Here is a 22,233-nt window from a genome sequence, read left to right as displayed (position 1 = left end):
AAAAAGTGCGGGCGGCCCAAAAAGCCGCCCGCACAGGATGTTCGATGCCGCCCTTTCGGGCCGATGGGCTCATTTGCCGTAGTAGTCGCGATACCAATCGATGAAATTACGGATGCCCACCTCTATGGTGGTGTTGGGCTTGAAGTCAACATCGCGCACCAAGTCGCTCACATCGGCCTCGGTGGCAGGCACATCGCCTGGCTGCATGGGCAGGTAGTTGTAGATGGCCTTCTTGCCCACCACCTCCTCGATGACCTCGATGTAGCGTGACAACTCGACCACCTGATTGTTGCCGATGTTGTAGACGCGAAACGGGACTGTGCTTGAGCACGGGTCGGGCTTGTCGCCGTCCCAGTCCGGATTGGGGGCAGCGGTCTTCTTGACCACCCGGACCACGCCCTCGACGATGTCATCGATATAGGTGAAGTCGCGGCGCATCTTGCCGTAGTTGAAGACATTGATGGGCTTGTCCTCAAGGATGTTCTTGGTGAAGAGAAACAGCGCCATGTCCGGCCTGCCCCACGGGCCATAGACTGTGAAGAAACGCAACCCCGTGGTGGGCAGCGCGTACAGGCTGCTATAGGAATGGGCCATCATCTCGTTGGCTTTTTTGGTGGCGGCATAGAGGCTCATGGGATGATCAACCCCTTCATGGGGACTCAGCGGCATCCTGGTATTCATGCCATACACAGAGCTGCTTGACGCATAGACCAGATGCTCCACACCGTTGTGGCGGCACCCTTCAAGAATATTCAGGAAACCGACGACGTTGGAATCTATGTAGGACTTCGGGTTCTCTATGCTGTAGCGAACTCCCGCCTGGGCCGCCAGGTTGACCACATGGGTGAACCGCTCGGCCCTGAACAACTCGCTCATGGGTTGATCATGCTCAAGGCTGATGTTGACGTGCTTGAACAGAGGGGATTCGCCAAGAATGGCGAGCCGTGCCTTCTTGAGGTTGACATCATAGTAGTCGTTGAGGTTGTCGAGGCCGACCACCTCGTGTCCCTGCGCTATCAGGGCGCGGGACAAATGAAATCCGATGAATCCGGCCGCGCCGGTGACAAGAATCTTCATGAACGTCTCTAATCCTTTGTGGTATTGCCTGCCTTTTTGGGCATGAGCACATTCAATATATCAAGTGGAATCGGCAGAATAGTCGCAGACTTGCTCTCCGATGCCATCTCCCTCATGGTCTGGAGGTAACGCAGCTGAAGTGCGGCAGGATGGTGGCTGATGATCTCGGCAGCTTCCGCCAGCTTGGTGGCGGCCTGGTATTCGCCCTCAGCGCCGATGACCTTGGCCCTGCGTTCGCGCTCGGCCTCGGCCTGCTTGGCCATGGCGCGCTGCATCTCCTGCGGCAGGTCGATGTGTTTGACCTCGACTGTGGCGACCTTGATCCCCCAGGGGTCGGTATGCTGGTCCAGTATGGCCTGGATCCGCGCGTTGACCTTGTCGCGATGCGAGAGGAGGTCGTCAAGCTCGACGCCACCACATACGCTACGCAGGGTGGTTTGCGCAAGCTGCGAAGTCCCGAACATATAATCCTCTATTTCAAGAATGGCCTTGACCGGGTCCACCACGCGAAAATAGATGACCGCGTTGACCTTGAGGCTGACGTTGTCCTGGGTGATCACGTCCTGGTTGGGCACATCAAGGGTCAGGATGCGCATGGAGACCTTGACCATCTTGTCGATGACCGGGATGAGGATGATCAGCCCCGGTCCTTTGGCCCCAATGCACCGGCCAAGGCGGAAGATGACGCCACGCTCGTACTCGTTGAGTACGCGCAGGGCTGTGACCACCAGCGCGCCAAGCAGCACAAGCAGGATGATTTGCGGTATGAACATGTGACCTCCTGTCCGGGAACCATTGTCCCACGGGGGTTAGCGGGCCAAAGGCCCGATTTCGAGCGTCAAGCCAGTTGCAGAGAGAATCTGGACCCGCATGCCGCGCTGGGGCATAAAATCGCTGGAGGCCCGCTTTGCGGCCCAAATTTCGCCCCGTACCAAAATCTGGCCGGTGTCGTCGGTCCAGGATTGAACCTCAGCGGCCTGGCCGACCAGGGCGATAAGTCCGACCGGTCGCACGATCTTGTGCGATCGTGCCACGAGATAGACCAGCCCGGCAGCGGCTGCCGAAACCACGGCCACGGGGATGACAACAAAGGTAACGGGAAGGTGCAGGGTTCCGTAGTCGTCGCGAAAGAGCAGGATCGACCCGATGAGCATGGCCACTCCCCCGGCCACGGAGAGCAACCCGTAACTGACCACCTGGGCCTCAAGGAAAAAGAGCAGGAGCGAAAAGCCGAGCAGGAGGAGGCCCGTGACATCGGTGGGCAGGACCGACATGGCATAGAGGCCAAGCAGCAGGCACAGCCCGCCCAGCACGCCGGGAAAGATCGCCCCTGGATGGGTGAGCTCGATGAACAGGCCGAGCATGCCGCCCATGAGCAGCAGGTATGCCACCTGCGGGTGAAGGAGCCAGGAGAGGAAGCGGTAACGAAAGCCGGGGTCGTACTCTGCCATGTCGATCTGCTCAGGCAGGAAGGTGATGGTGGCCCCCTTGAATTCAAAACCCGCCCTGCCCGCCTGGATGAGAAAGGCATGGTCGGTCTCGGCCAGATGCTCGACCACCTTGAGCTCAATCGCTTCAAGGGCCGTGATGGAGACGCTGTCAGTGACCGCGCTGGCGTACCACGCGCTGTTGCGCCCCTGGGCCTCGGCCACACCTCGAACCAGACTGGTGAAGTCCTGGGTGACCTTCTTGGCCATGGTCGCGTTGATCTCCTCGCCGCCAAGGCCCACAGGCGAAGCCGCTCCAATGGTGGTCTGCGGGGCCATGCCCGCCACGCTCGACGCGGCTACCAGAAAGACCCCGGCAGATGCCGCGCGCGCACCGGCAGGGCCGACCCAGACCGCCACAGGCAACGCAGCGTTGAGCATGGACGTGACCATACCCCGCATGGAGTCGCCCAGCCCGCCGGGCGTGTCGAGGGTCAGCAGCAGCAAGGAGCTGCCATCTTTGACAGCGGAGGCGAGAACATCGGCAAGCAGCTCGTCCTGGGCCGGGCTGATGGGTCCGGTGATGGCAAGCCTGGTGACGCGAAAACGCGACTCTTGGGCGTCATGACCCGGCACCAAGTCCGAAGCGTGCGCATGAAGGGCGAAAAGGATCAGCAGGCAGGAGGCAAAGACAACAATACCCCGAAGCGTATGGCGCATGGCATCTCCCCAATGAGAAGGTTTTTCCGAGCCTACACCGGTTTTCGCGTTGAGGGAAGGATCAGGCGGACTCCATGCGCAAAGAGGTCAGGACATCCACGGCCATCTGCTGCTCGTGGGGCAGCATGGCCATCAGCTGGGTCAGGGAGGGGAGCACATGGATGGTCGTGTGTTCAAGAAAACAGGTGGCGCACCCGGCATCTGCCTGGGGCTGGATGACATGCAGGGCATCAAAACCGAAACAGGCGATGTCAGGGGTGTGCCACAGATTCCACCCCTTCCAGAACATGGCCGCATCGGGTTCAAGGGCACCGTTGGTCAAGGCAGCCACGGGCCAGAAGGCCGTGGTCCCCTTGGGCCAGCGCAGGTGGGCAATGAGGTTGCGCAGCACACCGGCCCGCCTGGGGTCTGACTGCCCGGCCAGATCAAGGCCAAGCTCAATGTAGGTCCAGACAATGCGCGGCGCGGGCGCGACACGGGCGAGAAAGGAAGCCCACGGCTCGGGGAAGTGGTCGCTGCCGGGGCGACCTGACTGCGGTTGGCTCTGCCGGGGCGGCATGGGACGACCGGGAACCGGCCTGGCCTGGCTGGCTGGGCCTCCTGAAGCGGCGGGCCGCGGGGGGGGTGTCCGGGTGGTTCTTGGCCGCACCGGGGGACCATTCACGGGCTGCTCCTGAGCCAGAGGAGAGACCCGGCCAGGGGCATAGATGAACTCAAGCCCGGCGTCGACAAAGGCGCGCAGGTGTTCGGGGGTGTTCAGCCGAGCAGAAGGTGATCCCATAATCTCCACGCCACTTCGGTTTTGGGAAGCACAGGCCACGACTCCCGACGGCCCTGCCGGTCGAGCACGAACATTTCGTTGGTGGCAGTGCCAAAGCCACTGCCCTGGCGGGAAACATCGTTGGCCGCAATGAGGTCGAGCCCCTTGGATTCGAGCTTGCGGGCGGCCTCGGCGCGGGGGTCGCCGGTCTCGGCAGCAAACCCGATGAGCTGCTGGCCGTCCCGGCGGGAATCGCCAAGGGCCTTGAGAATGTCAGGGTTGGCCTCGAATTGGACGGTCAAAGATGATGCCCCGCCCTTCTTGAACTTGTCCGGCCCGTGCGGGATGGGCCGGAAATCGGCCACAGCCGCTGTGGCGCAGGCGATGTCCATGGACGGCCACAGGTCCAGACACGCCCGATGCATCTCAAGGGCGGTGCGCACCGGGATCACGGTGATGGCCTGCGGGAACAACAGCCCTGTAGGCCCGGCCACCACTGTGACCTCGGCCCCGCGCAGGTATGCGGCCATGGCCATGCACGCGCCCATGGCCCCGCTCGACGGGTTGGACCAGAAACGCACCCCGTCCCACGGCTCGCGCGTGGGGCCGAGGGTGACGAGCACCTGTTTGCCTGCCAGATCCTGCGGGCTGATGGCCCGAAGGGTGGCGGTCAGAATTTCCTCAAGGGGAGCCAGCCGCCCGGTGCCGGTGTCGCCGCAGGCCACATTGCCTGCCTCAGGTTCCACAAGAGTGAAACCGAGCCCGCCGAGCATGTCCCAGTTGCGCCGGGTGGCCGGGGCCTCCCACATGCGCGGGTTCATGGCCGGTGCCACGATACGCGGGCCGGGAAAAGCCAGGGCCTGGCAGGAAAGCATGTCGTCGGCCAGCCCGTGGGCAAGCTTGGCCAGAGTGTTGGCCGAGGCCGGAGCAATGACCAGAACGTCCGCCTCCTGTCCCGGCTCCAGATGGCCAAAGGCACTCGCGCCGGGGACAGTATCGAACATGGCCCTGTACACGGGTGATGCGCCCAGCGCCTCGAAGCTCAGGGGGGTAACGAACCGGGTGGCCGCATCGGTCAGGGTGGCGGACACGATGCAGTCGGCCTCGAGCAGGGCGCGCAGCAGGTCAAGGGCCTTGAAGGCGGCTATGGAGCCGGTCACGCCAAGATGGACGCGCCTGCCCATGAACCCGGCGAACCGGTAGTGGGTCTGCATCGGTTACTTGCTCTTGCCGTTTGTGCCGCCGTCCTTGACCTCCACCGCGATAATGGTGGTGATGGCCGAGCCAAAGGCATCGTCCACCTGGATGACGCAGCTCTTGTTGAACTTCTCGAAATTGAGGACCGACAGCTTGCCCGCCTTGTTGTTGGAGATCAGGGTCCAGTTGTCCTTGGACATGTTGTTGATGAAGTACTGGACCAGCTCAAGCACCTGGACACGGCCCTTGAACTTCATGATGGCGGCGCGGAACTTGGAGTTGTCGAGCTTGTAGGATTCGGCCTCGACGTATTTGATCTCCTTGGGGATGAGGATGTCGTCAAAGTCGTAGTAATAGTCTGGTTCCTGGTATTCGACGGCAGTGGGGGTGACGGAATCAGCACTGCTCGAACCAGTGGTGGTGCATGCCCCAAGAGTCGTCGCAAGGGCCAGGATGAAAAAGAGAGTGACTTTGGTACGCATGTGGAATCCTCCTGGGCGTCTGGTTTTAAAGGTCGAAACTGCGCCCGGACAAGAGACCGGACAAGGCAGAACTATGCCGAAACGTCCTTGAGACGGTCGATCTTCTCTTGCAGGTATTTTTCCATGTCGCGCCTGTCCTTGCGTAACCGGACCAATTCTGATTCGAGGATCTGGAGCTTGGCCTTGATGTCAGAGGTGTCAAAGGAAAGCCTGAGGGCGATCTCCTCGATCTCGGCGTCTTTCTGCTCCAGGGCACGGGTCTGGCGGATAAGTTCCTCAGGGAGGGATTCAAGCCCGGCGGGCAGCTCCTTCATGCGCTTCTGGCTGCGGGCCAGCAGGACAAAGGCGGTCTTGAGCTTCTGGATGTCCTCCTGCTGATGGTCGATGATCGCCTTCTGGTTGGCAATGATCTCCATGCAGGAGGCGACCTTGCCCATGACGCCGTTGAACGAGGCGGCCAGCTCGGCATAGACCTGGGTCTGCCCCGGCGCTCCGGCTCCGAAACCGGCCTGGGCGACGCCTGTCACGCCAGGGCGGCAGTCGACATCAAAGGTGCGGGGAAACTCGGCGCGCAATGCGTCCTCGATCTCGGCGGTGACCCCGCCATCGGCGTAGAGCCGCGAGATGCGCTCGAAGACCCCAAGACTCTCTTCGGGATACTTGGTCACGCGGCCCATCTTGCGCCCGCCCAGATAATCCTTGAAGAGCGCAGCATAGCGGCGCGCGGTGGGCGCGGGGATGCGGGTGCGTTTGGCTATCTCAGCCACGGAAAGCCAATTCATGACTACTGAAATACCATGAATTGGCTCAATATCAAGCCAAAAGCCCTGTTGGGCACGTGGCAAAATATTTACCCGGAATAATTGAATAAAAAAAGGATACCGTTCTGGTCATGGGTGCTGTAGAGTTGCCTTTGCACCAAAGCCGGGCACGACGCCCGGACACCAGACCCGATACAGCGCATGGAAATACCCAAAGATTTCAGGCTCTCAAGCTACCACTACACCCTCCCGGAGGAGCGGATCGCCCAAACCCCGGCAGACCGGCGCGACGGATCGCGTCTGCTGGTGCTCGATCGCGCCGGTGAGAGCCTGCGCGCCGCGTCCTTTGCCTCGCTCATGGACCATCTGCCGCCGGACGCGCTCCTGGTGGCCAACAACTCCCGTGTCATCCCGGCCAGGGTCTTTGGCACCAAGGACACGGGCGGACGGGTCGAGTTCCTGATGCTCACCCCCCTGCCCCTCATGGAGCCGCAGGAAGGCACGGGCGCGCTCACAGGGTGGCGCACGGCCAGGGCTGAAGGACTGCTGCGCGCCTCCAAATCGCCAAAGCCCGGCGCAATGGTCACCTTTGCCGACGATTTCCAGCTGACCGCCCTGGAGGGCGGTCCGTTTGGGCGCTGGCAGGTGGAGCTGGCCTGGCGCGGCGATCTCAAGGACCGGTTCGAAGCCCTGGGCCACCTGCCCCTGCCGCCCTATATCCACCGGCCAGACAGCGAGGCGGACCGCGAACGCTACCAGACCACCTACAGCGACACAGCCAAGGCCGGGTCCGTGGCCGCGCCCACCGCCGGGCTGCACTTCACGTCTGATCTGCGCTCTGGTCTGGCCGCACGCGGGTTCGGCTGGGCCGAGATCACCCTCTATGTGGGCTATGGCACCTTCAGCCCGGTGCGCTGCGCCGACATCCGCGAGCACCGCATGCACTCGGAATACATCGAGGTGCCGGAAGCGACTGCCCTGGCAGTCCAACAGGCCAAGGCCGAGGGACGACCGGTGGTGGCCGTGGGCACCACCAGCGCGCGCTCCCTGGAAGGCATGGTCCGCGAGAGCGGTCGCATCGGGGAATTCCGTGGAGAAACAGATATTTTCATCACCCCTGGCTACCGTTTCCAGGTGGTTGATGCCATGATCACGAACTTCCATTTGCCAGAATCGTCGCTGATCATTATGATCGCGGCTCTTGCCGGGAGAAAAACAGTCCTCTCGGCCTATGACTTTGCCCTGGAGAACGGGTTTCGCTTCTTCTCATACGGAGACGCGATGCTTATCAAATAATTGCGGATACACTCCATATCCACTTGATTCAATCTCAAACCGGTAGGCCGCGCACACGGCAGGCCGCCGCGCCCTCAGGTGCGCGGCTCACGCCCGGTGGCCGAAACAGGGAGGGCTTTATGTCGCGAATCGAGGTTCGGGAAGACCGATGCAAAGGGTGTCTGCTGTGCACCACGGTCTGCCCTGTGGGCATTATCGTCCAGTCTGACCGGTTCAACGTCAGCGGCTACAAGGTCGTTGAAGTGCCGGACGCGGACAAGGACAAATGTACCGGCTGCGCGTCCTGCGCCATGATCTGCCCGGACGTGGCCATCACGGTCTACAAGACCCCCAAAAAGAAGGGGGGGAAAGTAATATGAGCAAGCAACCCGAACGCATCTTTGTCAAGGGCAACGAGGCCATAGCGCGCGGCGCACTGGCCGCCCGGTGCAAGTGTTTCTTCGGCTATCCCATCACCCCGCAGAACGACATCCCGGAATTCATGTCCTCGGAGATGATCAAGGCGGGCGGCGATTTCGTCCAGGCCGAGTCCGAGGTGGCTGCGGCCAACATGCTGCTTGGCGCAGGCGCGGCAGGCATCCGGGCCATGACCTCGTCGTCGTCGCCGGGCATGTCGCTCAAGCAGGAGGCGATCTCCTACATGGCCGGGTCCGAGATCCCGGCAGTCATCGTCAACATGAACCGGGGCGGACCGGGCTTGGGCGACATCGGCCCGGCCCAGGGCGACTACTACCAGTCCACCCGCGGCGGCGGACACGGCGACTACCGCCACTTCACCTTTGGCCCCGGCACCGTGCAGGAGGCCTACGACCTGACCATCCGCGCGTTCGACATCGCCTTTGAACACCGCACCCCGGTGCTCATCCTGGGCGACGCCATCCTCGGACAGATGAAGGAACCCATCACCCCCTGGGCGCCCGAAGGCGTGGACGACGAGGCCGGACGCGGCTGGGCCATCACGGGCCGCACCAACGCCCGCGAGACCGGACGCAAAAAACGGCTCATCAAGTCCCTGTTCCTGGGCGAGGGCGAGCTGGCCGGGCAGAACAGACACCTCCAGGCCAAGTACGACGCCTGGACCGATCTGGCCGAGTGCGAACAGTTCGAGACCGAGGACGCCGAGCTTGTCATCTGCGCCTACGGCTCCATCGGCCGCATCGCCAAATCCGCAGTGCGCACCTTCCGCAAGCAGGGCCACAAGGTCGGCCTGCTGCGGCCCATCACCCTCTACCCCTTCCCCAGCGCAGACCTCAAAAAGCTGGCCCAGGCGGGCAAGCGGTTCCTGACCATCGAGCACAACCTGGGCCAGATGGTGGACGACGTGCGCCTGGCCATCCGCACCGTGGCCGACTCGGACTTCTTCCCCATCTATCCCGGCAACCTGCCCACCCCGGACGAACTGGAAGCCCCCATTCTCGCCTGCCTGGAGGGTAAATAAATGACTGAGATGCAAGAAAAACTCGTCTTCACCCGGCCCGAAAGCGTCATCGACCGGGCCACCCACTACTGCCCCGGCTGCCACCACGGCATTGCCCACAGGCTGGTGGGCGAACTGCTCGACGAGCTGAAACTGACGGAAAAAACGCTGCTGGTGGCCTCCATCGGCTGCTCGGTCTTCCTCTACAACTACCTCGACGTGGACGCGGTCGAAGCGCCCCACGGACGCGCCCCGGCAGTGGCCACCGGCGTCAAACGCGCCCGGCCCGACAACTTCGTCTTCACCTACCAGGGCGATGGCGACCTCGCCTCCATCGGCATGGCCGAGATCATGCACGCCGCCAACCGGGGCGAGAAAATCTGCGTGGTCTTTGTCAACAACACGGTCTACGGCATGACCGGCGGCCAGATGGCCCCCACCACCCTGATCGGCCAGAAGACCACCACCACGCCCGCAGGACGCTGCATCACCCACGAGGGCTCGCCCATCCGCATGGCCGAGATCATCGCCTCCCTGGGCGGTGTGGCCTACGCCGCGCGCGGCTCGCTTGATTGCGTCAAGAACATCCGCGCAGCCAAGAAGTACCTCAAAAAAGCCTTTGACTGCCAGATCAATGCCACCGGCTTCGGGTTCGTGGAGCTGCTCTCCGGCTGCCCCACCAACTGGAAGATGACCCCGGTCCAGGCCAACGAGCGGCTGCAAAACGAGATGATTCCCTACTTCCCGCTCGGGGTGTTCAAGGACATTTCCGAGGAAGGAGGAATCTGCTGATGCGCTACATCGACGCAATCATCGCGGGTTTCGGCGGCCAGGGCGTCATGCTCATCGGCAACCTGCTCGCCTATGCAGGCATGAAGGACGGACTCAACGTCACCTATATCCCGGTCTACGGACCCGAGATGCGCGGCGGCACCGCCAACTGCACCGTGGTCCTGTCCGAGGAAGACATCGGGTCGCCCATCATCCACCGGCCCAAATCCCTCATCGCCATGAACCGACCGTCACTGGACAAGTTCCAGTCCCGCGTCGCTGACAACGGCGTGCATATCATCAACTCCTCGCTCATTGACATGGAGCTGGCCGATACCAAACGCCTCAAATGCCTTGCCGTGCCCTGCAACGAAATCGCCGACCAGCTCGGCAATACCCGCATGGCCAACATGGTCGCCATCGGCGCCTACGCCCAGGCCACCGGCATCGTCCCCCTCAAGGCAGTCATCGACTCCCTGGAAAACGTCATCTCGCCACACTACCACAAACTCATCCCCGCCAACACCAAAGCCATCCAGGCCGGGGCAGACCACGTGGCCTAGGCGCAGACAATAGCCTCAACGAAAAAGGGAGCCTGACGGCTCCCTTTTTCGTTGATTGACCTTACCCCGCCGAGTATACCACCCGTAAGTTTGGGTTCTGGCTGGTCCGGTTTTCTTCATTCATGGTTCTTCCGTATTCCTCTGGGGCCAATCCGCCAAGTGCGCTGTGTGGTCGGGCTGTGTTGTAGTCCTGCCTCCACGCCTCGAGGATGTCCCTAGCCTCTGCGAGTGACTGGAACGCATGGGCGTTCAGGCACTCCTCACGGAATTTGCCGTTGAAGCTCTCCACATGCCCATTCTCCATCGGCCTGCCAGGCCGGATGAATTCCAACTGCACCCCCACGCTGGTCGCCCACTGATCCAGGGCCCTACCCGTGAACTCTGGCCCATTGTCAGAACGCAGATGCTTCGGGTATTCGCCGCGCTGGCGCAATTGCTCCAGCACCCGGACCACGCCCTCGCCCGGAATCGATGAGTCCGCTTCGAGCTTGGGGCAGCGGCGGTCCCACAGGTCAATGATCGTCAGCACCTTGATTCTGCGGCCATTGTCCAGGCTGTCACTCACGAAGTCCATGGCCCACTGCTCATTTGGGCCTGTGGGCGCGGGTTGGACCACCCGCAGGTGGCTCTGGCGCTTGCGCTTTGGCCGCAAGCGCAACGACAGTGCCTCTTCCCTGTACAGCCGCTCAACGCGCTTGTGGTTCACCACCAGACCCTCGCGGCGCAGCAGCAGATAGAGTCGGGGGCATCCGAACCGCCTACGCTCCTCGGCTAGCTCGCGTAATCGCATGCGAAGATCCTTATCGCGATCTGGCGAAGGGACGCGCCGCAACGTCCTGCGATTGAGGTCGGTCAATTGACAAGCCCGCCGCTCGGAGTAGCCGTACACCTCAATAATCTGGCGTGCGGCATGACGGCGAAGGGCGGGCTCAGTCATTTTCGGCCCAGCACCTCTTTGAGCACCTGTATGTCAAGCGCCTGATCGGCCACAAGGCCCTTGAGGCGCCGATTCTCTTCCTCAAGCTGCCGCAACCGTCGGGCCTCGGATACCTCAAGGCCCGCGAATTTGCTGCGCCACTTGTAGAACGTCGTGTCCGTGATGCCGATCTGGCGGCACAGTTCTGCCACAGGACGTCCAGCCTCCGCCTGCTTTAAAAGCCCGATGATCTGCTCTTCCGTGAACCTGCTCTTTCTCATCTTCGTGATCTCCTTTGCCGGAGTCACAAACTTATAGCTGGGATACCAAACGGGGGGAAGGTCAATCATAGCGGAAGAAGAGTCCTGTGAAGGGATGGATTTTGGCGAATTTGAGGTCGATGAAAGCTACTTCGGTGGCAAGCGAAAGGGCAAAAGAGGACGTGGGGCGGCTGGTAAGGTTCCTGTTTTTGGAATCCTTAAAAGGGGTGGGAAGGTATATACACAGGTGATTCCTGATGCAAAAGGTAAAACCTTGCTTCCCATTATTCAGGAAAGAATCCAGCCAGACAGTGTGGTTTACTCGGACTGCTGGTATGGCTACAATGTCCTCGATGTGTCAGCATTCAAACACTTCCGAATCAACCACTCGAAGCTGTTTGCAGATAGCCACAACCACATCAATGGAATCGAGAATTTTTGGAACCAGGCCAAACGCCATATGAGGAAATTCAACGGCATTCCAACCAAGCATTTTTCTCTGTTTTTAAAGGAATGCGAGTGGCGTTTTAATAACAGCAATCCGCGAAGTCAGTTTAAACAGCTGAAACAGTGGGTTAGAAGGTATATGGGCTAGTTATCTGGCACAGCCCCTTTTTTTGATAACGACGGTATTATGTAGGGTTCGCACAAATCAATGATGACAGCATGTTGCTACCATTTTTTTATTTTTCCCACGCTTATCTACCCTAGCTCGGAGTAGAGAAAAGAGTCGAGCAAAAAATGACGCGGTGATGGACAACAACGGCGCACTCATCTCGGGCATTCAGCATCTGCTGGGGCATGCTGACCGACGGAGCACCGAGATTTATCTGGAAAAGCTGCGGAACGTGGAACGGGACGCCATGGCAATCTATGAAGCCCAAAGTCGCCAAATTGCCTGACAGATTCACACACGGCAGTCACACACAAAGATCAACGGGCTGCGACCAATCGGTCGCAACCAGTTGAAAACAGAAGGCAAGAGCCGATAGTCCCACACAAGGTGGCGGCTATTTCCAAAAGTTTTCCCCCCGGATCTCTCACGCCACACCCCCATTGGTCGTATGGACGGCGAGCGGGGTTTCGCGTAATTGGGGCGGGACATGACCAAGCCTGTGCGCGACACCACTTCTGGGTTCAAGACCCGCGAGCCCGCTGTTCGGAAGGAGCAGACGGGTGGCGGGGGTACGGGCAGGAAGGCGGTCGGGGTCGGGCAGGGTTCGGACGCCTCTGTGGTGGTGCGCAAGCCGAGGAAGAAACGGGACCGCGAGTCGGACCGGTTCATCCGCACCATGATCTGGACGGCGGTCATCTGCGGCCTGTTTCTGGCAGGGCAGGTGGTGCGCTATTCCTTGTATCGTGCCCAGCTCATGGAGATCGAGGCGCAGACCGACGTGCTTTACGCCTCTGTCCTTGGCCCGGACATCGGCCAGTCGCCTTTTGGCAGGCTCCAGTTCGAGCATGGCAAGCTGGCGGCGCGGCGCGGCCTGGGGCTTGATCCCCTGAGCGTGCTGGCGGCCTTGAGCCGTCCGGCAGTGGAGAGCCTGCGCATAGAGGGGGTCTCGCTGACGGGCAAGAGCGGGCGGGTGCGCGGCTTTTTCGGCCCCAATGTGGACCACTTCGACGACTATCTCAACGCCCTGTCCCGGGACGAGCAGTTCGTGTTTTCGCTGGAAAAGCGCGAGGACGTGTTTGGCGGCATCCTCTTCAGCCTGACTGTGGAGCCGCAATGAACAAGACCACTACTCCCAAAGGCGCACCCAGAAGGCGCGCCAAACGCCATTTCTGGAGCGGTTGGCCCGAGGGCTCCCGGCAGCGGCTCTTCCGGCTCGCCCCCAGGGGGACTGCGCTTGTGTGCCTGTCCGTGTTCATCGGCCTGCGCCTGCTGGTGGGCAGCGTGACCACGCAGATCGAGGAGAGCAAGGCGCAATATGCCCGTGTCCTGCCGCTGGTGGAGGAGATCCTCACCCTGCGCGCCCAGCGGGGCGACCTGGCCCACCTCCCGCCCGACAAGGCGGTCTGGCGCATCATCGACGACCTGTCCATCGAGCAGAACCTGATTTCCATGCGCGAAACCGGCCTGGGGGAGGACGACGTTGCGCTCCAGACCACCCTGACCGGCCTGCCGCTGAACACCCTGGCCCGTTTTCTGAACGATCTGCGCGACCGGGCCAGCCTCCAGACGCGCGATTGCGCCCTGACCCGCAACCCGGATGATCCGCGCCTGAGTGACGCGCATCTCGTCCTGGCCCGCTAGGGAGCCGATGTGGCAGCAAAACAGCGCAAACCCTCCTCGCTTCCGGCCCGCATCCTAGCCCGGATGATGCTGATGGTCTTCGGCTTTCTCGTGGGCGTGGCCCTGTTCACGCCGTGGAACAAGATCTGGGCGAGCGCGCTGACCTCCCTCGACGAGCGGCTGCCCTCGGTGCGGCTGCGCTGGGACTCCATCGACCGAGATGGCCCGTTCGGCTTTCGGGTCAACGGCCTTCGCGTGGCCATGGCCGACACGCCCGGCAGCCTCGCCTTCAGCCACGCATCTGTCAGGGTCGGGCTTTCGCCGCTGGCGCGGGTCCGCCTGGACACGGGCGGCTCCCAGTGCGAGCTGGACCTCTTTCAGAACGGCACCTTCGAGTTCGAGGGCGACTTCAACCTGACATCCCTGCTCGGCGGCACCGACTTCAAGGGCAACCTGCATGTGGCGGGCAACCTCTTCCTGCCCGACGGCGCGATTCTGCCCAAGACCGGCTGGCTCGACATCCGCTCCCAGCAGCTGGTGCTGCCCGACGGCAAGACCATTACGGACTTCGCCTTCACCGCCGAGATCAACCACAGCGACCTGGACGTGCGCGACTTCTCCATCGGCAGCCCTGTCGCCATCCGCACCGCCGGGCGCGGCCTGATCGACCCGTCCAACCTCTACCGCACCACCTTTGACCTCAAGGGCGAACTGACCATCGGCAAGCGGACCCTGCCCTACGAGACCCAAGGCACCCTGGCCGACGCCATCTGGTAGCGCGATCCCGCGGCCAAGGCAGGGGCGTCACGGGCCAGCCTTGATAATTCCCCCGATTTTCCTTACACCATGAGCATCCCAACAAGACAAAGGTGGCTGGAATGAAGATACTGGTTGTCGGAGGCGGCGGGCGCGAGCACGCCATCTGCTGGAAGCTCTCCCAAAGTCCCAAAGTGACCGCGATCCTGTGCGCGCCCGGCAACGGCGGCACCGCCCTGCTCGGCGAAAACATCCCGGTCAAGGACGACGACATTCCCGGTCTGGTCGCCCTGGCCCGCGACCGCGAGGTCGATCTGGTGGTGGCCGGGCCCGAGCTGCCCCTGGTGCTCGGACTGGCCAATGCCCTGGACCGCGAGGGCATCCCCTGCTTCGGCCCCAATGCTTACGCCGCCAATCTCGAAGGGTCCAAGGCGTTCTCCAAGACCGTCATGCGCGAGGCCGGAGTGCCCACCGCGCCCTTTCGCGTGTTCGACGAATATGACGAGGCCGTGGCCCATGTCCGCAAGAAGGGCGCGCCCATCGTCATCAAGGCCGACGGGCTGGCCGCGGGCAAGGGCGTTGTCGTGGCCGCCACCGTGGCCGAGGCCGTGGACACCCTGACCGACATGATGGTCAAACGCACCTTTGGCTCGGCAGGCGCGCGCGTGGTCGTGGAACAGGCCCTCAAAGGCGAAGAAGCCTCGTTTCTCGCCTTTTGCGACGGCAAGAACTACGCCCTGCTCCCCTCCAGCCAGGACCACAAGGCCGTGGGCGAGGGCGACACCGGCCCCAATACCGGGGGCATGGGCGCCTATTCCCCGGCCCCCATCCTGCCCGAGGAAAAATACGCCGAAACTGCCGAGCTGTGCATCAAGCCGATCCTCGAACACATGGCCGCCAAGGGCGAACCCTTCAAGGGCGTGCTCTACGCCGGACTCATGTACACCGAAGACGGCCCGTCCGTACTCGAATACAACGTCCGCTTCGGCGATCCCGAATGTCAGCCGCTGCTCATGCGCCTGGAGACCGACCTGCTGACCATCATGTTCGCCTGCATCGACGGCATGCTCGACAAGATCAAGGTGCGCTCCACCCCGCAGACCGCCTGCGGCGTGGTCATGGCCGCCAAGGGCTACCCCGGCGCATACCCCAAGGGCATGGAAATCGCCGGCATCGAACAGGCCGATGCCCTGCCCGGCGTCAAGGTGTTCCAGGCCGGAACCCGGCTCGATAACGGCAAAATCCTGACCAGCGGTGGCCGCATTCTCTGCGTCACCGCCCTGGGCGACACCCTGGCCGATGCCCAGAAACGCGCCTATGAAGCCGTGGACAAAATCCACTTCGACAACAGCTACCACCGCCGTGACATCGCCGACAAAGGCCTGAAACGGCTGAGTTGACAGAGGAAACGAATGCCTCCGGCGGCCAGAGGGGGAAGGGAGAGGGGAAACCTTTTCTCAAAGGTTTCCCCTCTCCCCTTCCCCCCTGGCCGCCGGAGGCAACACCACCATCATCACAAAGGAGTGCCGATGCCACAGGTCGTGATTTTCATGGGTTCCATTTCAGACGAGGAGAAGATGCGTCCCTGTTCGGATTTGCTTGGGGAGTTGGGCATTGATCATGTGTTCACGGTTTCGTCGGCGCACCGCACGCCTGAGCGCACGGCCCGGCTGGTGGCCGAGTATGAGGCTGCGGGCTGTCAGGTGTTCATTTGCGCGGCCGGGTTGGCAGCGCATCTGGCGGGCGCTGTGGCAGCCAAGACCATCAGGCCGGTGCTGGGCGTGCCACTGACGGCCTCGCCTCTGGGCGGCATGGACGCGTTGTTGGCCACGGTGCAGATGCCTCCGGGCTTTCCGGTGGGTACGGTGGCCCTGGACAAGGTGGGCGCGCAGAACGCGGCCTGGTTGTCGGCGCAGATCATCGCCCTGCATGATGATCGTGTGGCGGAGAAGATCCGGCAGGCGCGCGACGGCTTCAAGGCATCGGTGGAAAAGGCCGCCGCATCGCTGGAGCGTTCCTGACGCGGCCCTGGCGCGGCGCAGCGTGCGGGCAGAGCAGGCAGGGCGAGGGCAGGACGGGACGGGACGGGAACAGGACGGTTCATGCGCATCCTGCTCATCGACAACGCGGACAGCTTCACCAGGAACCTTGAGCATCTGCTGACGGTCTCAATGGCCGGTGCAGAGGTCAGGGTGGAGGTCGGGGTGGTGCCCTATGCCGGACTACCAGGGCTTGATCCGGCCCGGGCCGATCTGGTGGTCATCTCGCCGGGTCCGGGCAGGCCAGAGGAATATCCGGGCTATGACCGGATTTTCGAGGCGGGCGGGCCGGTGCTGGGCGTGTGTCTGGGCATGCAGATCATCAACCAGTGGCGGGGCGGGCGCACCGAGCCGCTGCCTGGCTGTGTGCATGGCCGGGCCGAGGCCATCGACTGGGCCGGGGAGCGGCGCCGGGTGGCCCGGTATCATTCGCTCCATGTGAGCCGGGTGGGCCGAGGGCTGGACGTGCTGGCCAGAAACGACGCCGGGGTGATCATGTGCCTTGGGTCGCGGGCCGACAGATTGCTTGGATATCAATTTCACCCGGAATCCTTCATGACCCCGGACGGAGGCGCGTTCATTGCCCAGGCGCTCGACTTTCTCGGCCTTGCTTGACCGGCTGGCGTTCGACGGACTGGCCGGAGAACTGGTACGCGAGGCAGGCGCGGACGCGCTTTTATCCGTGCCCGGCCATCCGGCAGCCACTGTCCCGCTGATCGGGGTGGGCGTTGCGGACGAGCTGGTTTTCACGGCCAGGACCACGCCGGACCAGGTCAGGGCGTTCTGTTTCGGCTCGCCCGGCCCGGCCTTCGGGTTTGTCAGCTACACCTATGGCCTGATCCTGCGCGGGATTCCCTCAACCAAGCCGCTTGATTTTCCCCTGGGCCATCTGAAGAAATACGCAGCCGTGGCGGAATACGACCACGCGAGCGGCATGATGACCCTGGTCGGCCAAGAGCGGACCGTGGATGCGCTCAAAGCCCGGCTGGAGGGGATCGGGCAGCGGATCGGGTTACAAGAGCGCGCCGGGGTGTCCGGGTTTGACCGGGCCGGGGTGCGCATGTCCCTGCCGCGCGCGGCCTATGAGACCGGGGTGCGCGAGACTTTGGCCCGGATCAGGGCGGGGGATGTCTACCAGCTCAACCTCTCGACGCGGTTCACCGGCCACTGGCCGGGCCTTGATCCGGCGGGGCTGTTCCTGCATTTGTGGCGGACGCGGCCTGCGCCGTTTTACGCCTGTTTCGCGTCCGGGCCGCACCGGGTGATCTCCACCTCGCCCGAGCGGTTTTTGCGGGTGCAGGGGGAGCTGGTCCTGTCCCAGCCCATCAAGGGCACGCTGCGGCTCAAAGAGGGGGAAGGGGAGACCGACCCGGAAGTCCTGGCCCGGCTGACCGGATCGGCCAAGGAAGACGCGGAGCTGTCCATGATCGTGGACCTGATCCGCAACGACATCTCGGCCTGTTGCCAACCCGGCTCAGTGCGCGTTGAGGGCCACAAGTCTGTTTTCTGCGTGGACCGGCTGCTCCAGATGTACAGCAATGTCACCGGACGGCTGCGCGATGACCGGGATTGTCTGGACCTGTTTTTCAACGCCTTTCCGGGCGGGTCGGTGACCGGCTGCCCCAAGGCGAGCGCCATGACCATCATCGAGGCGCTGGAGCCGCACTCCAGGGGCGTGTACTGCGGCTCCATGCTGGCGGTCCGTGGCGAGCGCGAACTGGATTCGTCCATAGCCATCCGCACGGCGGCGTGGAACGCGGACACGGGAAATTTCGACTTCTGGGCCGGAAGCGGCATCGTGGTGGACTCGGACCCGGCAAGCGAGTATCAGGAGACACTGGCCAAGGCGGAGAAATTTCTCACCCTGGAGGGACCATGATCCATTACCGCAAGGGCGAATTCACCCACCTGGGCGTGACCCTGGACCCGGCAGCACCCGCCTTTCGCTACGGGGCTGGGTTCTTCGAGACCATCTACTACAACGGGCGCAAGCCCTGCCACCTGGAGCTGCACCTGGACCGGCTGCTCCACTCGCTGCGCGCCTATCAGGCCGAGTATGACAGCGTGGATTTCGAGGCGGTCATCAGGCAGGTGCTCAACCGCAACGGGCTGGAGGGCAGACCCGCCCGGATCAACATCTTCTACCCCATGGAGACGCCCGCGGCCCATCCGGTGATCCTGGCCGCGCCCTTTGAGCCAAAGCCCTACAAGGCGTACCGGGTCTGCCTGTGCGAGGATCGCCACGTGTCCACCCTCAACGCCCAGAAGACCACCAGCTACATGTTTTTCCACCTGGCCCTGATCCGGGCCAGGGCGCGCGGCTTCGACGACGCCGCACTGCTCGATTTTGACGGCAACCTGCTTGAGACGACCACGGGCGCGCTTCTCTTTCGGCGCGACGGAAAATTCCACGAAACCGACTCGCCCTATCGGCTCGCCTCCACCAGTCTGAAGCTGGCGGCCAGGGTGGTTGAGATCAGCCCGGATACGATCCCCCTGGACAGCCTGGGCGACTTTGAGCACGCCTATATCCTCAACTCCCTGATTGGCATGCGCCCGGTGGCGACCATCGGCGAAACCGGCTTTGTGCCGGACGAGGACGCCTGCCGCGAGGTCACGGAGCTGATCCTGGAAGACGGGCTCTGACCGACCCGCACCACACAAGAAAAACGGGCCGCCCGATCTTTCGGACGGCCCGTTCCTGTTTTGTTTGAACAGTCTAGTAGCTTGGAATATCGGCCACTTTTTCCGTCAGCAGGAACTCGCCCCGCTCGATCCACGCCTTGAGCTCGTCAGCCACCTCAAGGGACATGGAGTAGCTGGTCAGGGGGATGGTCGCGGTTTTCTTGCCATTGACCATGATCTCGCCGCTTTTGAGTTCCTCGAAGGTGACGCGGGTCAGCTGGCGGGGAATGCCATTGGGGTAGTCGTAGCCGTAGTCCTTGACCGGCATGGTGATGTCCGCGTCGCACACGCCGGTGAAAAAGGCCATCTCCTCGTTGAGCATGGGGATGGGGATGCCCACGCCCACGGCCAGGGACACGCCGTAGCCCAGGATCGACTGGGCGCGCACGTAGCGGGCGTCCATCTGCTTGAAATCGCCCTTGAGCATCAGGGTGCCGGACGGGTTCTCGGGCAGGCCGCGCTCGTTGCGCTGGGGCTTGGACACATGCTGGGTGCCCTCGCCGATGACATAGCCCGTGCCGCCGCCCAGGAAGATGCGGGTGCCCATGCCGATGGTCCTGAAATAGGGGTCGTTGAACAAGGGCGAGAGCTGGCCTGCTGTGGCGTAGTTGGCATTGGCGCAGTTGGACTTGAGCGGCCCCATGTACGTGTAGATGGTGCGGCTGGTCAGGTTCACGGCGCAGTTGTAGTTCTGGTAGCAGTTGCGCGGGTTGAACATGACCGCGTTTGGCAGATCGGCCAGGGTGATATCCTTGTCCAGCTCGCGGCGCGGATAGCAGTCCGTGCCGTAGGCCTCGGCCCGCAGGTGCACGGCCTTGCCGCGCAGCAGATCCTCCATGACATGGGCCCCGCCGTAGGCGAAGCGGCCTGGGTGGACCTTGTTGAGCGGGTCGTCCTCGCTCGGCTCGGTGCAACCGAGATACGCGTCCACCGCGGCAATGCCGGAGTAGCAGGGCACGTTGTTGAGCCACAGCTTGGAGACCTTCATCACCGGCGGCTGCTGGCCGATGTTGAAGAGCAGCCCGGACGAGCACATGGGCGAGAAGGTGCCCGTGGTCACCACGTCCACCTCCTGGGCGGCGCGGACCTTGCCCTCTTTGCGGACGATCTCGACCATCTCATGGGCGTTGACCACCACGGCCTTGCCCCTGCGGATGCGGTCGTTGATTTCCTGGATCGTCTTGTTCACCTGATGCTCGGCCATGGTCCCTCCAGCGGTCATTCAAGCCAAATTCCACCGTGTTTTCAACAGGAATCGCATCATGTCCCAAATATGCCCGCAAATCAATGGATTTATCCCGGAAAACAGCCCCGCAGCCCTTGGCTTCCCCGCGCTTTTGGGGTATAGAATCGAAGAAATTTCGAGATGTTTTTTAGACCTGAATTCCAGGTTTTTTTTCCCAATTTTCCCAATGCCTTGCATAATGGCCCGCAACAGCAAAAAGTCATAGTGAAACACTCCCTGCGCCAACATCTGCTCCAGACCAGCACCGACGCCGAACTCAAGCGCTGGTTCGACCCGCTGCACCTCGTGTACGAGGAGGAAGGCAAGCGCATTGTGGTCGGTTTTCCCCACGCTTTTTTCGCCAAATGGTTCGAGAGCGAGGTCCAGGACAGGTTCGAGGCGCAGCTGAACATGTTCCTTGGCACCGGCTATGTGGTCAGCTACCGCGACAACGGAAGCCTGGAGCGCGGCACCGGCGTCAAAGCCGCCGATGTGATCAAGCGGATCGACTTTCCCTTTGGCCAGGAATTCACCTTTGACACTTTTCTGATCAACAAGAAAAACTACTTTCCCATCGCCTCGGCACGGGAGGTGGCCAAACAGTCGGCCTCGCTTTTCAACCCGTTCATCGTCTGCGGGCCGGGCGGGTCAGGCAAGACCCACCTGATCAGGGCCGTGGCCAACGAGATCAGCAAGAAGCACGATCATTCCAAGATATTCATCGGCTCCATGGACGAGCTCAATTCGTTCTACACCATCCGCTTCAAGGGCGACCCGTTCCGGGCCAGGAACCATCTCTTTGAGTACAATTTCCTGTTCATCGACGATTTTCAGAAGATCAGGGAACATCCCCATTTCCAGCAGGAGGTGGTCAATCTCTTCAACCACTTCTACGACAACAAAAAGCAGATGATCATCTGCTGCCGCGACAAGCTGGCCAGCTACGACTTTCTGGACGAAAGCCTGCAATCCCGCCTGGGCTGGGGGCTCATCGTCACCCTCAAGGAGGCGGATCTCGAAATCCGGGTGGGCTACATCCAGCGCCAGTGCCGCCTCAAGCGTTTGCTCCTGAGCAAGGAGCAGGTGTTGACCCTGGCCCAGCATTTCACCGATTTCCGCTATCTCCAGGGGGTGCTGCTCAAGCTCTTCGCCTTCAAGGAGCTGGTCAAGAAAGAGATGACCCAGCGCGATTTCGAGCACATCATGGCCAACACCGAGGAAAAGACCACCGACGACCTGACGCCCAAGAAGATCATGACCGTGGTCAGCGAACACTTCAGCGTCAACATCAAGGAGCTGACCGGCACCAAGCGCCACCAGAACATTGCCCAGGCCAGGCAGGTGGCCATGTTCCTGTGCCGCCAGTTGCTCAACACCTCCTATCCCGCCCTGGGTCGGGCCTTTGGCGGCAAGGACCACTCCACAGTCCTGTATTCAGTCAAAAAAATAGAGCAATTGCAAGAGGATGATTTTGAATTGAAACAACTGTTGAAAAAGTTGAAGACAAAATGTCGCTTGCCGTGACAAACGGTGAATGCACCGGTTTCACGCACAACCGGTTCGTGAAATGTTCCGATGCCTGTGCATAATATTTATTTTTATTTCAGGCACATGCATTAACAAGGAACAAACGAACCGAGCCAAT

At 62.0% G+C, this 22,233-nt stretch carries 24 protein-coding genes and 1 pseudogene; 16 read left to right on the top strand and 9 right to left on the bottom strand.

The features are described 5' to 3' along the window. Positions 1 to 69 precede the first annotated feature (69 nt). The 7 genes from DAES_RS16745 to DAES_RS16715 form a co-directional block, all read right to left on the bottom strand. Entirely contained in the window at positions 70 to 1,077 is a 1,008-nt protein-coding gene (locus DAES_RS16745) for an NAD-dependent epimerase (protein WP_013516225.1), read from the bottom strand. Between the two features lie 8 nt (positions 1,078 to 1,085). Further along, positions 1,086 to 1,850 carry a slipin family protein gene (locus tag DAES_RS16740; RefSeq protein WP_013516224.1) on the bottom strand — a complete coding sequence of 255 codons (765 nt, stop codon included), beginning with the start codon at positions 1,848 to 1,850 and terminating at the stop codon, positions 1,086 to 1,088. 36 nt (positions 1,851 to 1,886) lie between these two features. Further along, the gene (locus DAES_RS16735; RefSeq protein WP_013516223.1) at positions 1,887 to 3,224 is read right to left on the bottom strand and encodes an NfeD family protein; all 1,338 of its coding nucleotides are present in this window, start codon (positions 3,222 to 3,224) and stop codon (positions 1,887 to 1,889) included. Between the two features lie 61 nt (positions 3,225 to 3,285). Further along, the gene (locus DAES_RS17755; protein ID WP_013516222.1) at positions 3,286 to 4,005 is read right to left on the bottom strand and encodes a hypothetical protein; all 720 of its coding nucleotides are present in this window, start codon (positions 4,003 to 4,005) and stop codon (positions 3,286 to 3,288) included. Beyond that, positions 3,981 to 5,198, bottom strand: a complete 1,218-nt coding sequence (gene coaBC, locus DAES_RS16725) for a bifunctional phosphopantothenoylcysteine decarboxylase/phosphopantothenate--cysteine ligase CoaBC (protein ID WP_013516221.1) — start codon at positions 5,196 to 5,198, stop codon at positions 3,981 to 3,983. The genes DAES_RS17755 and coaBC overlap by 25 nt, the downstream gene beginning before the upstream one ends. A gap of 3 nt (positions 5,199 to 5,201) precedes the next feature. Then, the gene (locus DAES_RS16720; protein WP_013516220.1) at positions 5,202 to 5,663 is read right to left on the bottom strand and encodes a hypothetical protein; all 462 of its coding nucleotides are present in this window, start codon (positions 5,661 to 5,663) and stop codon (positions 5,202 to 5,204) included. 71 nt (positions 5,664 to 5,734) lie between these two features. Beyond that, entirely contained in the window at positions 5,735 to 6,445 is a 711-nt protein-coding gene (locus DAES_RS16715) for a hypothetical protein (protein ID WP_013516219.1), read from the bottom strand. A gap of 180 nt (positions 6,446 to 6,625) precedes the next feature. Between DAES_RS16715 and queA the strand changes: the two genes are divergently transcribed. From queA to DAES_RS16690, 5 genes are all read left to right on the top strand, one after another. Further along, positions 6,626 to 7,720, top strand: a complete 1,095-nt coding sequence (gene queA, locus DAES_RS16710) for a tRNA preQ1(34) S-adenosylmethionine ribosyltransferase-isomerase QueA (protein ID WP_013516218.1) — start codon at positions 6,626 to 6,628, stop codon at positions 7,718 to 7,720. 119 nt (positions 7,721 to 7,839) lie between these two features. After that, the gene (locus DAES_RS16705; protein ID WP_013516217.1) at positions 7,840 to 8,079 is read left to right on the top strand and encodes a 4Fe-4S dicluster domain-containing protein; all 240 of its coding nucleotides are present in this window, start codon (positions 7,840 to 7,842) and stop codon (positions 8,077 to 8,079) included. Next, positions 8,076 to 9,158 (top strand): 3-methyl-2-oxobutanoate dehydrogenase subunit VorB, encoded by a 1,083-nt coding sequence (locus tag DAES_RS16700; RefSeq protein ID WP_013516216.1) that lies wholly within the window; start codon positions 8,076 to 8,078, stop codon positions 9,156 to 9,158. Before DAES_RS16705 ends, DAES_RS16700 begins: the two co-directional genes overlap by 4 nt. After that, a complete protein-coding gene (locus DAES_RS16695; protein ID WP_013516215.1) occupies positions 9,159 to 9,929 on the top strand; it encodes a thiamine pyrophosphate-dependent enzyme in 771 nt (256 codons plus the stop codon). Further along, positions 9,929 to 10,471 carry a 2-oxoacid:acceptor oxidoreductase family protein gene (locus DAES_RS16690; RefSeq protein ID WP_013516214.1) on the top strand — a complete coding sequence of 181 codons (543 nt, stop codon included), beginning with the start codon at positions 9,929 to 9,931 and terminating at the stop codon, positions 10,469 to 10,471. The genes DAES_RS16695 and DAES_RS16690 overlap by 1 nt, the downstream gene beginning before the upstream one ends. A 61-nt stretch (positions 10,472 to 10,532) precedes the next feature. On the opposite strand, the gene DAES_RS16685 is transcribed toward DAES_RS16690, so the two are convergent. Further along, positions 10,533 to 11,668, bottom strand: a protein-coding gene (locus tag DAES_RS16685; protein WP_157864856.1) for an IS3 family transposase whose coding sequence is annotated in 2 segments (ribosomal slippage) — positions 10,533 to 11,413 and positions 11,413 to 11,668 — 1,137 coding nt in all. Because the reading frame shifts where the segments join, the coding sequence is not laid out codon by codon here. Between the two features lie 85 nt (positions 11,669 to 11,753). Here DAES_RS16685 and DAES_RS16675 point away from each other — a divergent pair. The 10 genes and pseudogenes from DAES_RS16675 to DAES_RS16635 form a co-directional block, all read left to right on the top strand. Further along, positions 11,754 to 12,242 (top strand): annotated as a pseudogene (locus DAES_RS16675) (IS1595 family transposase); the annotation flags it as partial. A gap of 157 nt (positions 12,243 to 12,399) precedes the next feature. Further along, a complete protein-coding gene (locus DAES_RS17750) occupies positions 12,400 to 12,549 on the top strand; it encodes a hypothetical protein (protein WP_236608431.1) in 150 nt (49 codons plus the stop codon). Between the two features lie 201 nt (positions 12,550 to 12,750). Further along, on the top strand, positions 12,751 to 13,380 hold the full coding sequence (locus tag DAES_RS16670; RefSeq protein WP_013516212.1) for a hypothetical protein: 630 nt from the start codon (positions 12,751 to 12,753) through the stop codon (positions 13,378 to 13,380). Continuing rightward, positions 13,377 to 13,904, top strand: coding sequence for a hypothetical protein (locus DAES_RS16665; protein ID WP_013516211.1), 528 nt, complete (start codon positions 13,377 to 13,379; stop codon positions 13,902 to 13,904). The genes DAES_RS16670 and DAES_RS16665 overlap by 4 nt, the downstream gene beginning before the upstream one ends. Positions 13,905 to 13,913: 9 nt before the next feature. Continuing rightward, positions 13,914 to 14,660, top strand: coding sequence for a hypothetical protein (locus tag DAES_RS16660; RefSeq protein ID WP_013516210.1), 747 nt, complete (start codon positions 13,914 to 13,916; stop codon positions 14,658 to 14,660). Positions 14,661 to 14,761: 101 nt separating this feature from the next. Beyond that, complete coding sequence (purD, locus tag DAES_RS16655; protein WP_013516209.1) at positions 14,762 to 16,039, top strand: phosphoribosylamine--glycine ligase; 1,278 nt, start codon at positions 14,762 to 14,764, stop codon at positions 16,037 to 16,039. Between the two features lie 129 nt (positions 16,040 to 16,168). After that, positions 16,169 to 16,660, top strand: a complete 492-nt coding sequence (gene purE / locus DAES_RS16650) for a 5-(carboxyamino)imidazole ribonucleotide mutase (protein ID WP_013516208.1) — start codon at positions 16,169 to 16,171, stop codon at positions 16,658 to 16,660. An 81-nt stretch (positions 16,661 to 16,741) separates the two neighbouring features. Beyond that, the gene (locus tag DAES_RS16645; RefSeq protein WP_013516207.1) at positions 16,742 to 17,293 is read left to right on the top strand and encodes an aminodeoxychorismate/anthranilate synthase component II; all 552 of its coding nucleotides are present in this window, start codon (positions 16,742 to 16,744) and stop codon (positions 17,291 to 17,293) included. Beyond that, entirely contained in the window at positions 17,259 to 18,557 is a 1,299-nt protein-coding gene (locus DAES_RS16640; protein WP_013516206.1) for a chorismate-binding protein, read from the top strand. Before DAES_RS16645 ends, DAES_RS16640 begins: the two co-directional genes overlap by 35 nt. Next, the gene (locus DAES_RS16635; RefSeq protein ID WP_013516205.1) at positions 18,554 to 19,324 is read left to right on the top strand and encodes an aminotransferase class IV; all 771 of its coding nucleotides are present in this window, start codon (positions 18,554 to 18,556) and stop codon (positions 19,322 to 19,324) included. The genes DAES_RS16640 and DAES_RS16635 overlap by 4 nt, the downstream gene beginning before the upstream one ends. A 73-nt stretch (positions 19,325 to 19,397) precedes the next feature. Here DAES_RS16635 and DAES_RS16630 read toward each other — a convergent pair whose 3' ends face one another. Next, positions 19,398 to 20,567: a homocysteine biosynthesis protein gene (locus DAES_RS16630; protein ID WP_013516204.1), complete on the bottom strand. Its 1,170-nt coding sequence runs from the start codon at positions 20,565 to 20,567 to the stop codon at positions 19,398 to 19,400. Between the two features lie 246 nt (positions 20,568 to 20,813). Here DAES_RS16630 and DAES_RS16625 point away from each other — a divergent pair, with 246 nt between their 5' ends. Next, the gene (locus DAES_RS16625; RefSeq protein ID WP_157864888.1) at positions 20,814 to 22,112 is read left to right on the top strand and encodes a DnaA ATPase domain-containing protein; all 1,299 of its coding nucleotides are present in this window, start codon (positions 20,814 to 20,816) and stop codon (positions 22,110 to 22,112) included. Positions 22,113 to 22,233 lie beyond the last annotated feature (121 nt).

It is taken from the genome of Pseudodesulfovibrio aespoeensis Aspo-2 (genome assembly GCF_000176915.2).
Lineage (GTDB): Bacteria > Desulfobacterota > Desulfovibrionia > Desulfovibrionales > Desulfovibrionaceae > Pseudodesulfovibrio > Pseudodesulfovibrio aespoeensis.
The sequence above is the reverse complement of the archived record's forward strand: the minus strand, read 5'-3'. Positions and strand labels throughout refer to the sequence as shown.

What these genes read in the sequence shown, in the direction of transcription:
- DAES_RS16745 (WP_013516225.1), bottom strand. Translation starts at nt 1,077, where the DNA reads ATGAAGATTCTTGTCACCGGCGCGGCCGGATTCATCGGATTTCATTTG.
- DAES_RS16740 (WP_013516224.1), bottom strand. Translation starts at nt 1,850, where the DNA reads ATGTTCATACCGCAAATCATCCTGCTTGTGCTGCTTGGCGCGCTGGTG.
- DAES_RS16735 (WP_013516223.1), bottom strand. Translation starts at nt 3,224, where the DNA reads ATGCGCCATACGCTTCGGGGTATTGTTGTCTTTGCCTCCTGCCTGCTG.
- DAES_RS17755 (WP_013516222.1), bottom strand. Translation starts at nt 4,005, where the DNA reads ATGGGATCACCTTCTGCTCGGCTGAACACCCCCGAACACCTGCGCGCC.
- coaBC (WP_013516221.1), bottom strand. Translation starts at nt 5,198, where the DNA reads ATGCAGACCCACTACCGGTTCGCCGGGTTCATGGGCAGGCGCGTCCAT.
- DAES_RS16720 (WP_013516220.1), bottom strand. Translation starts at nt 5,663, where the DNA reads ATGCGTACCAAAGTCACTCTCTTTTTCATCCTGGCCCTTGCGACGACT.
- DAES_RS16715 (WP_013516219.1), bottom strand. Translation starts at nt 6,445, where the DNA reads ATGAATTGGCTTTCCGTGGCTGAGATAGCCAAACGCACCCGCATCCCC.
- queA (WP_013516218.1), top strand. Translation starts at nt 6,626, where the DNA reads ATGGAAATACCCAAAGATTTCAGGCTCTCAAGCTACCACTACACCCTC.
- DAES_RS16705 (WP_013516217.1), top strand. Translation starts at nt 7,840, where the DNA reads ATGTCGCGAATCGAGGTTCGGGAAGACCGATGCAAAGGGTGTCTGCTG.
- DAES_RS16700 (WP_013516216.1), top strand. Translation starts at nt 8,076, where the DNA reads ATGAGCAAGCAACCCGAACGCATCTTTGTCAAGGGCAACGAGGCCATA.
- DAES_RS16695 (WP_013516215.1), top strand. Translation starts at nt 9,159, where the DNA reads ATGACTGAGATGCAAGAAAAACTCGTCTTCACCCGGCCCGAAAGCGTC.
- DAES_RS16690 (WP_013516214.1), top strand. Translation starts at nt 9,929, where the DNA reads ATGCGCTACATCGACGCAATCATCGCGGGTTTCGGCGGCCAGGGCGTC.
- DAES_RS17750 (WP_236608431.1), top strand. Translation starts at nt 12,400, where the DNA reads ATGGACAACAACGGCGCACTCATCTCGGGCATTCAGCATCTGCTGGGG.
- DAES_RS16670 (WP_013516212.1), top strand. Translation starts at nt 12,751, where the DNA reads ATGACCAAGCCTGTGCGCGACACCACTTCTGGGTTCAAGACCCGCGAG.
- DAES_RS16665 (WP_013516211.1), top strand. Translation starts at nt 13,377, where the DNA reads ATGAACAAGACCACTACTCCCAAAGGCGCACCCAGAAGGCGCGCCAAA.
- purD (WP_013516209.1), top strand. Translation starts at nt 14,762, where the DNA reads ATGAAGATACTGGTTGTCGGAGGCGGCGGGCGCGAGCACGCCATCTGC.
- purE (WP_013516208.1), top strand. Translation starts at nt 16,169, where the DNA reads ATGCCACAGGTCGTGATTTTCATGGGTTCCATTTCAGACGAGGAGAAG.
- DAES_RS16645 (WP_013516207.1), top strand. Translation starts at nt 16,742, where the DNA reads ATGCGCATCCTGCTCATCGACAACGCGGACAGCTTCACCAGGAACCTT.
- DAES_RS16635 (WP_013516205.1), top strand. Translation starts at nt 18,554, where the DNA reads ATGATCCATTACCGCAAGGGCGAATTCACCCACCTGGGCGTGACCCTG.
- DAES_RS16630 (WP_013516204.1), bottom strand. Translation starts at nt 20,567, where the DNA reads ATGGCCGAGCATCAGGTGAACAAGACGATCCAGGAAATCAACGACCGC.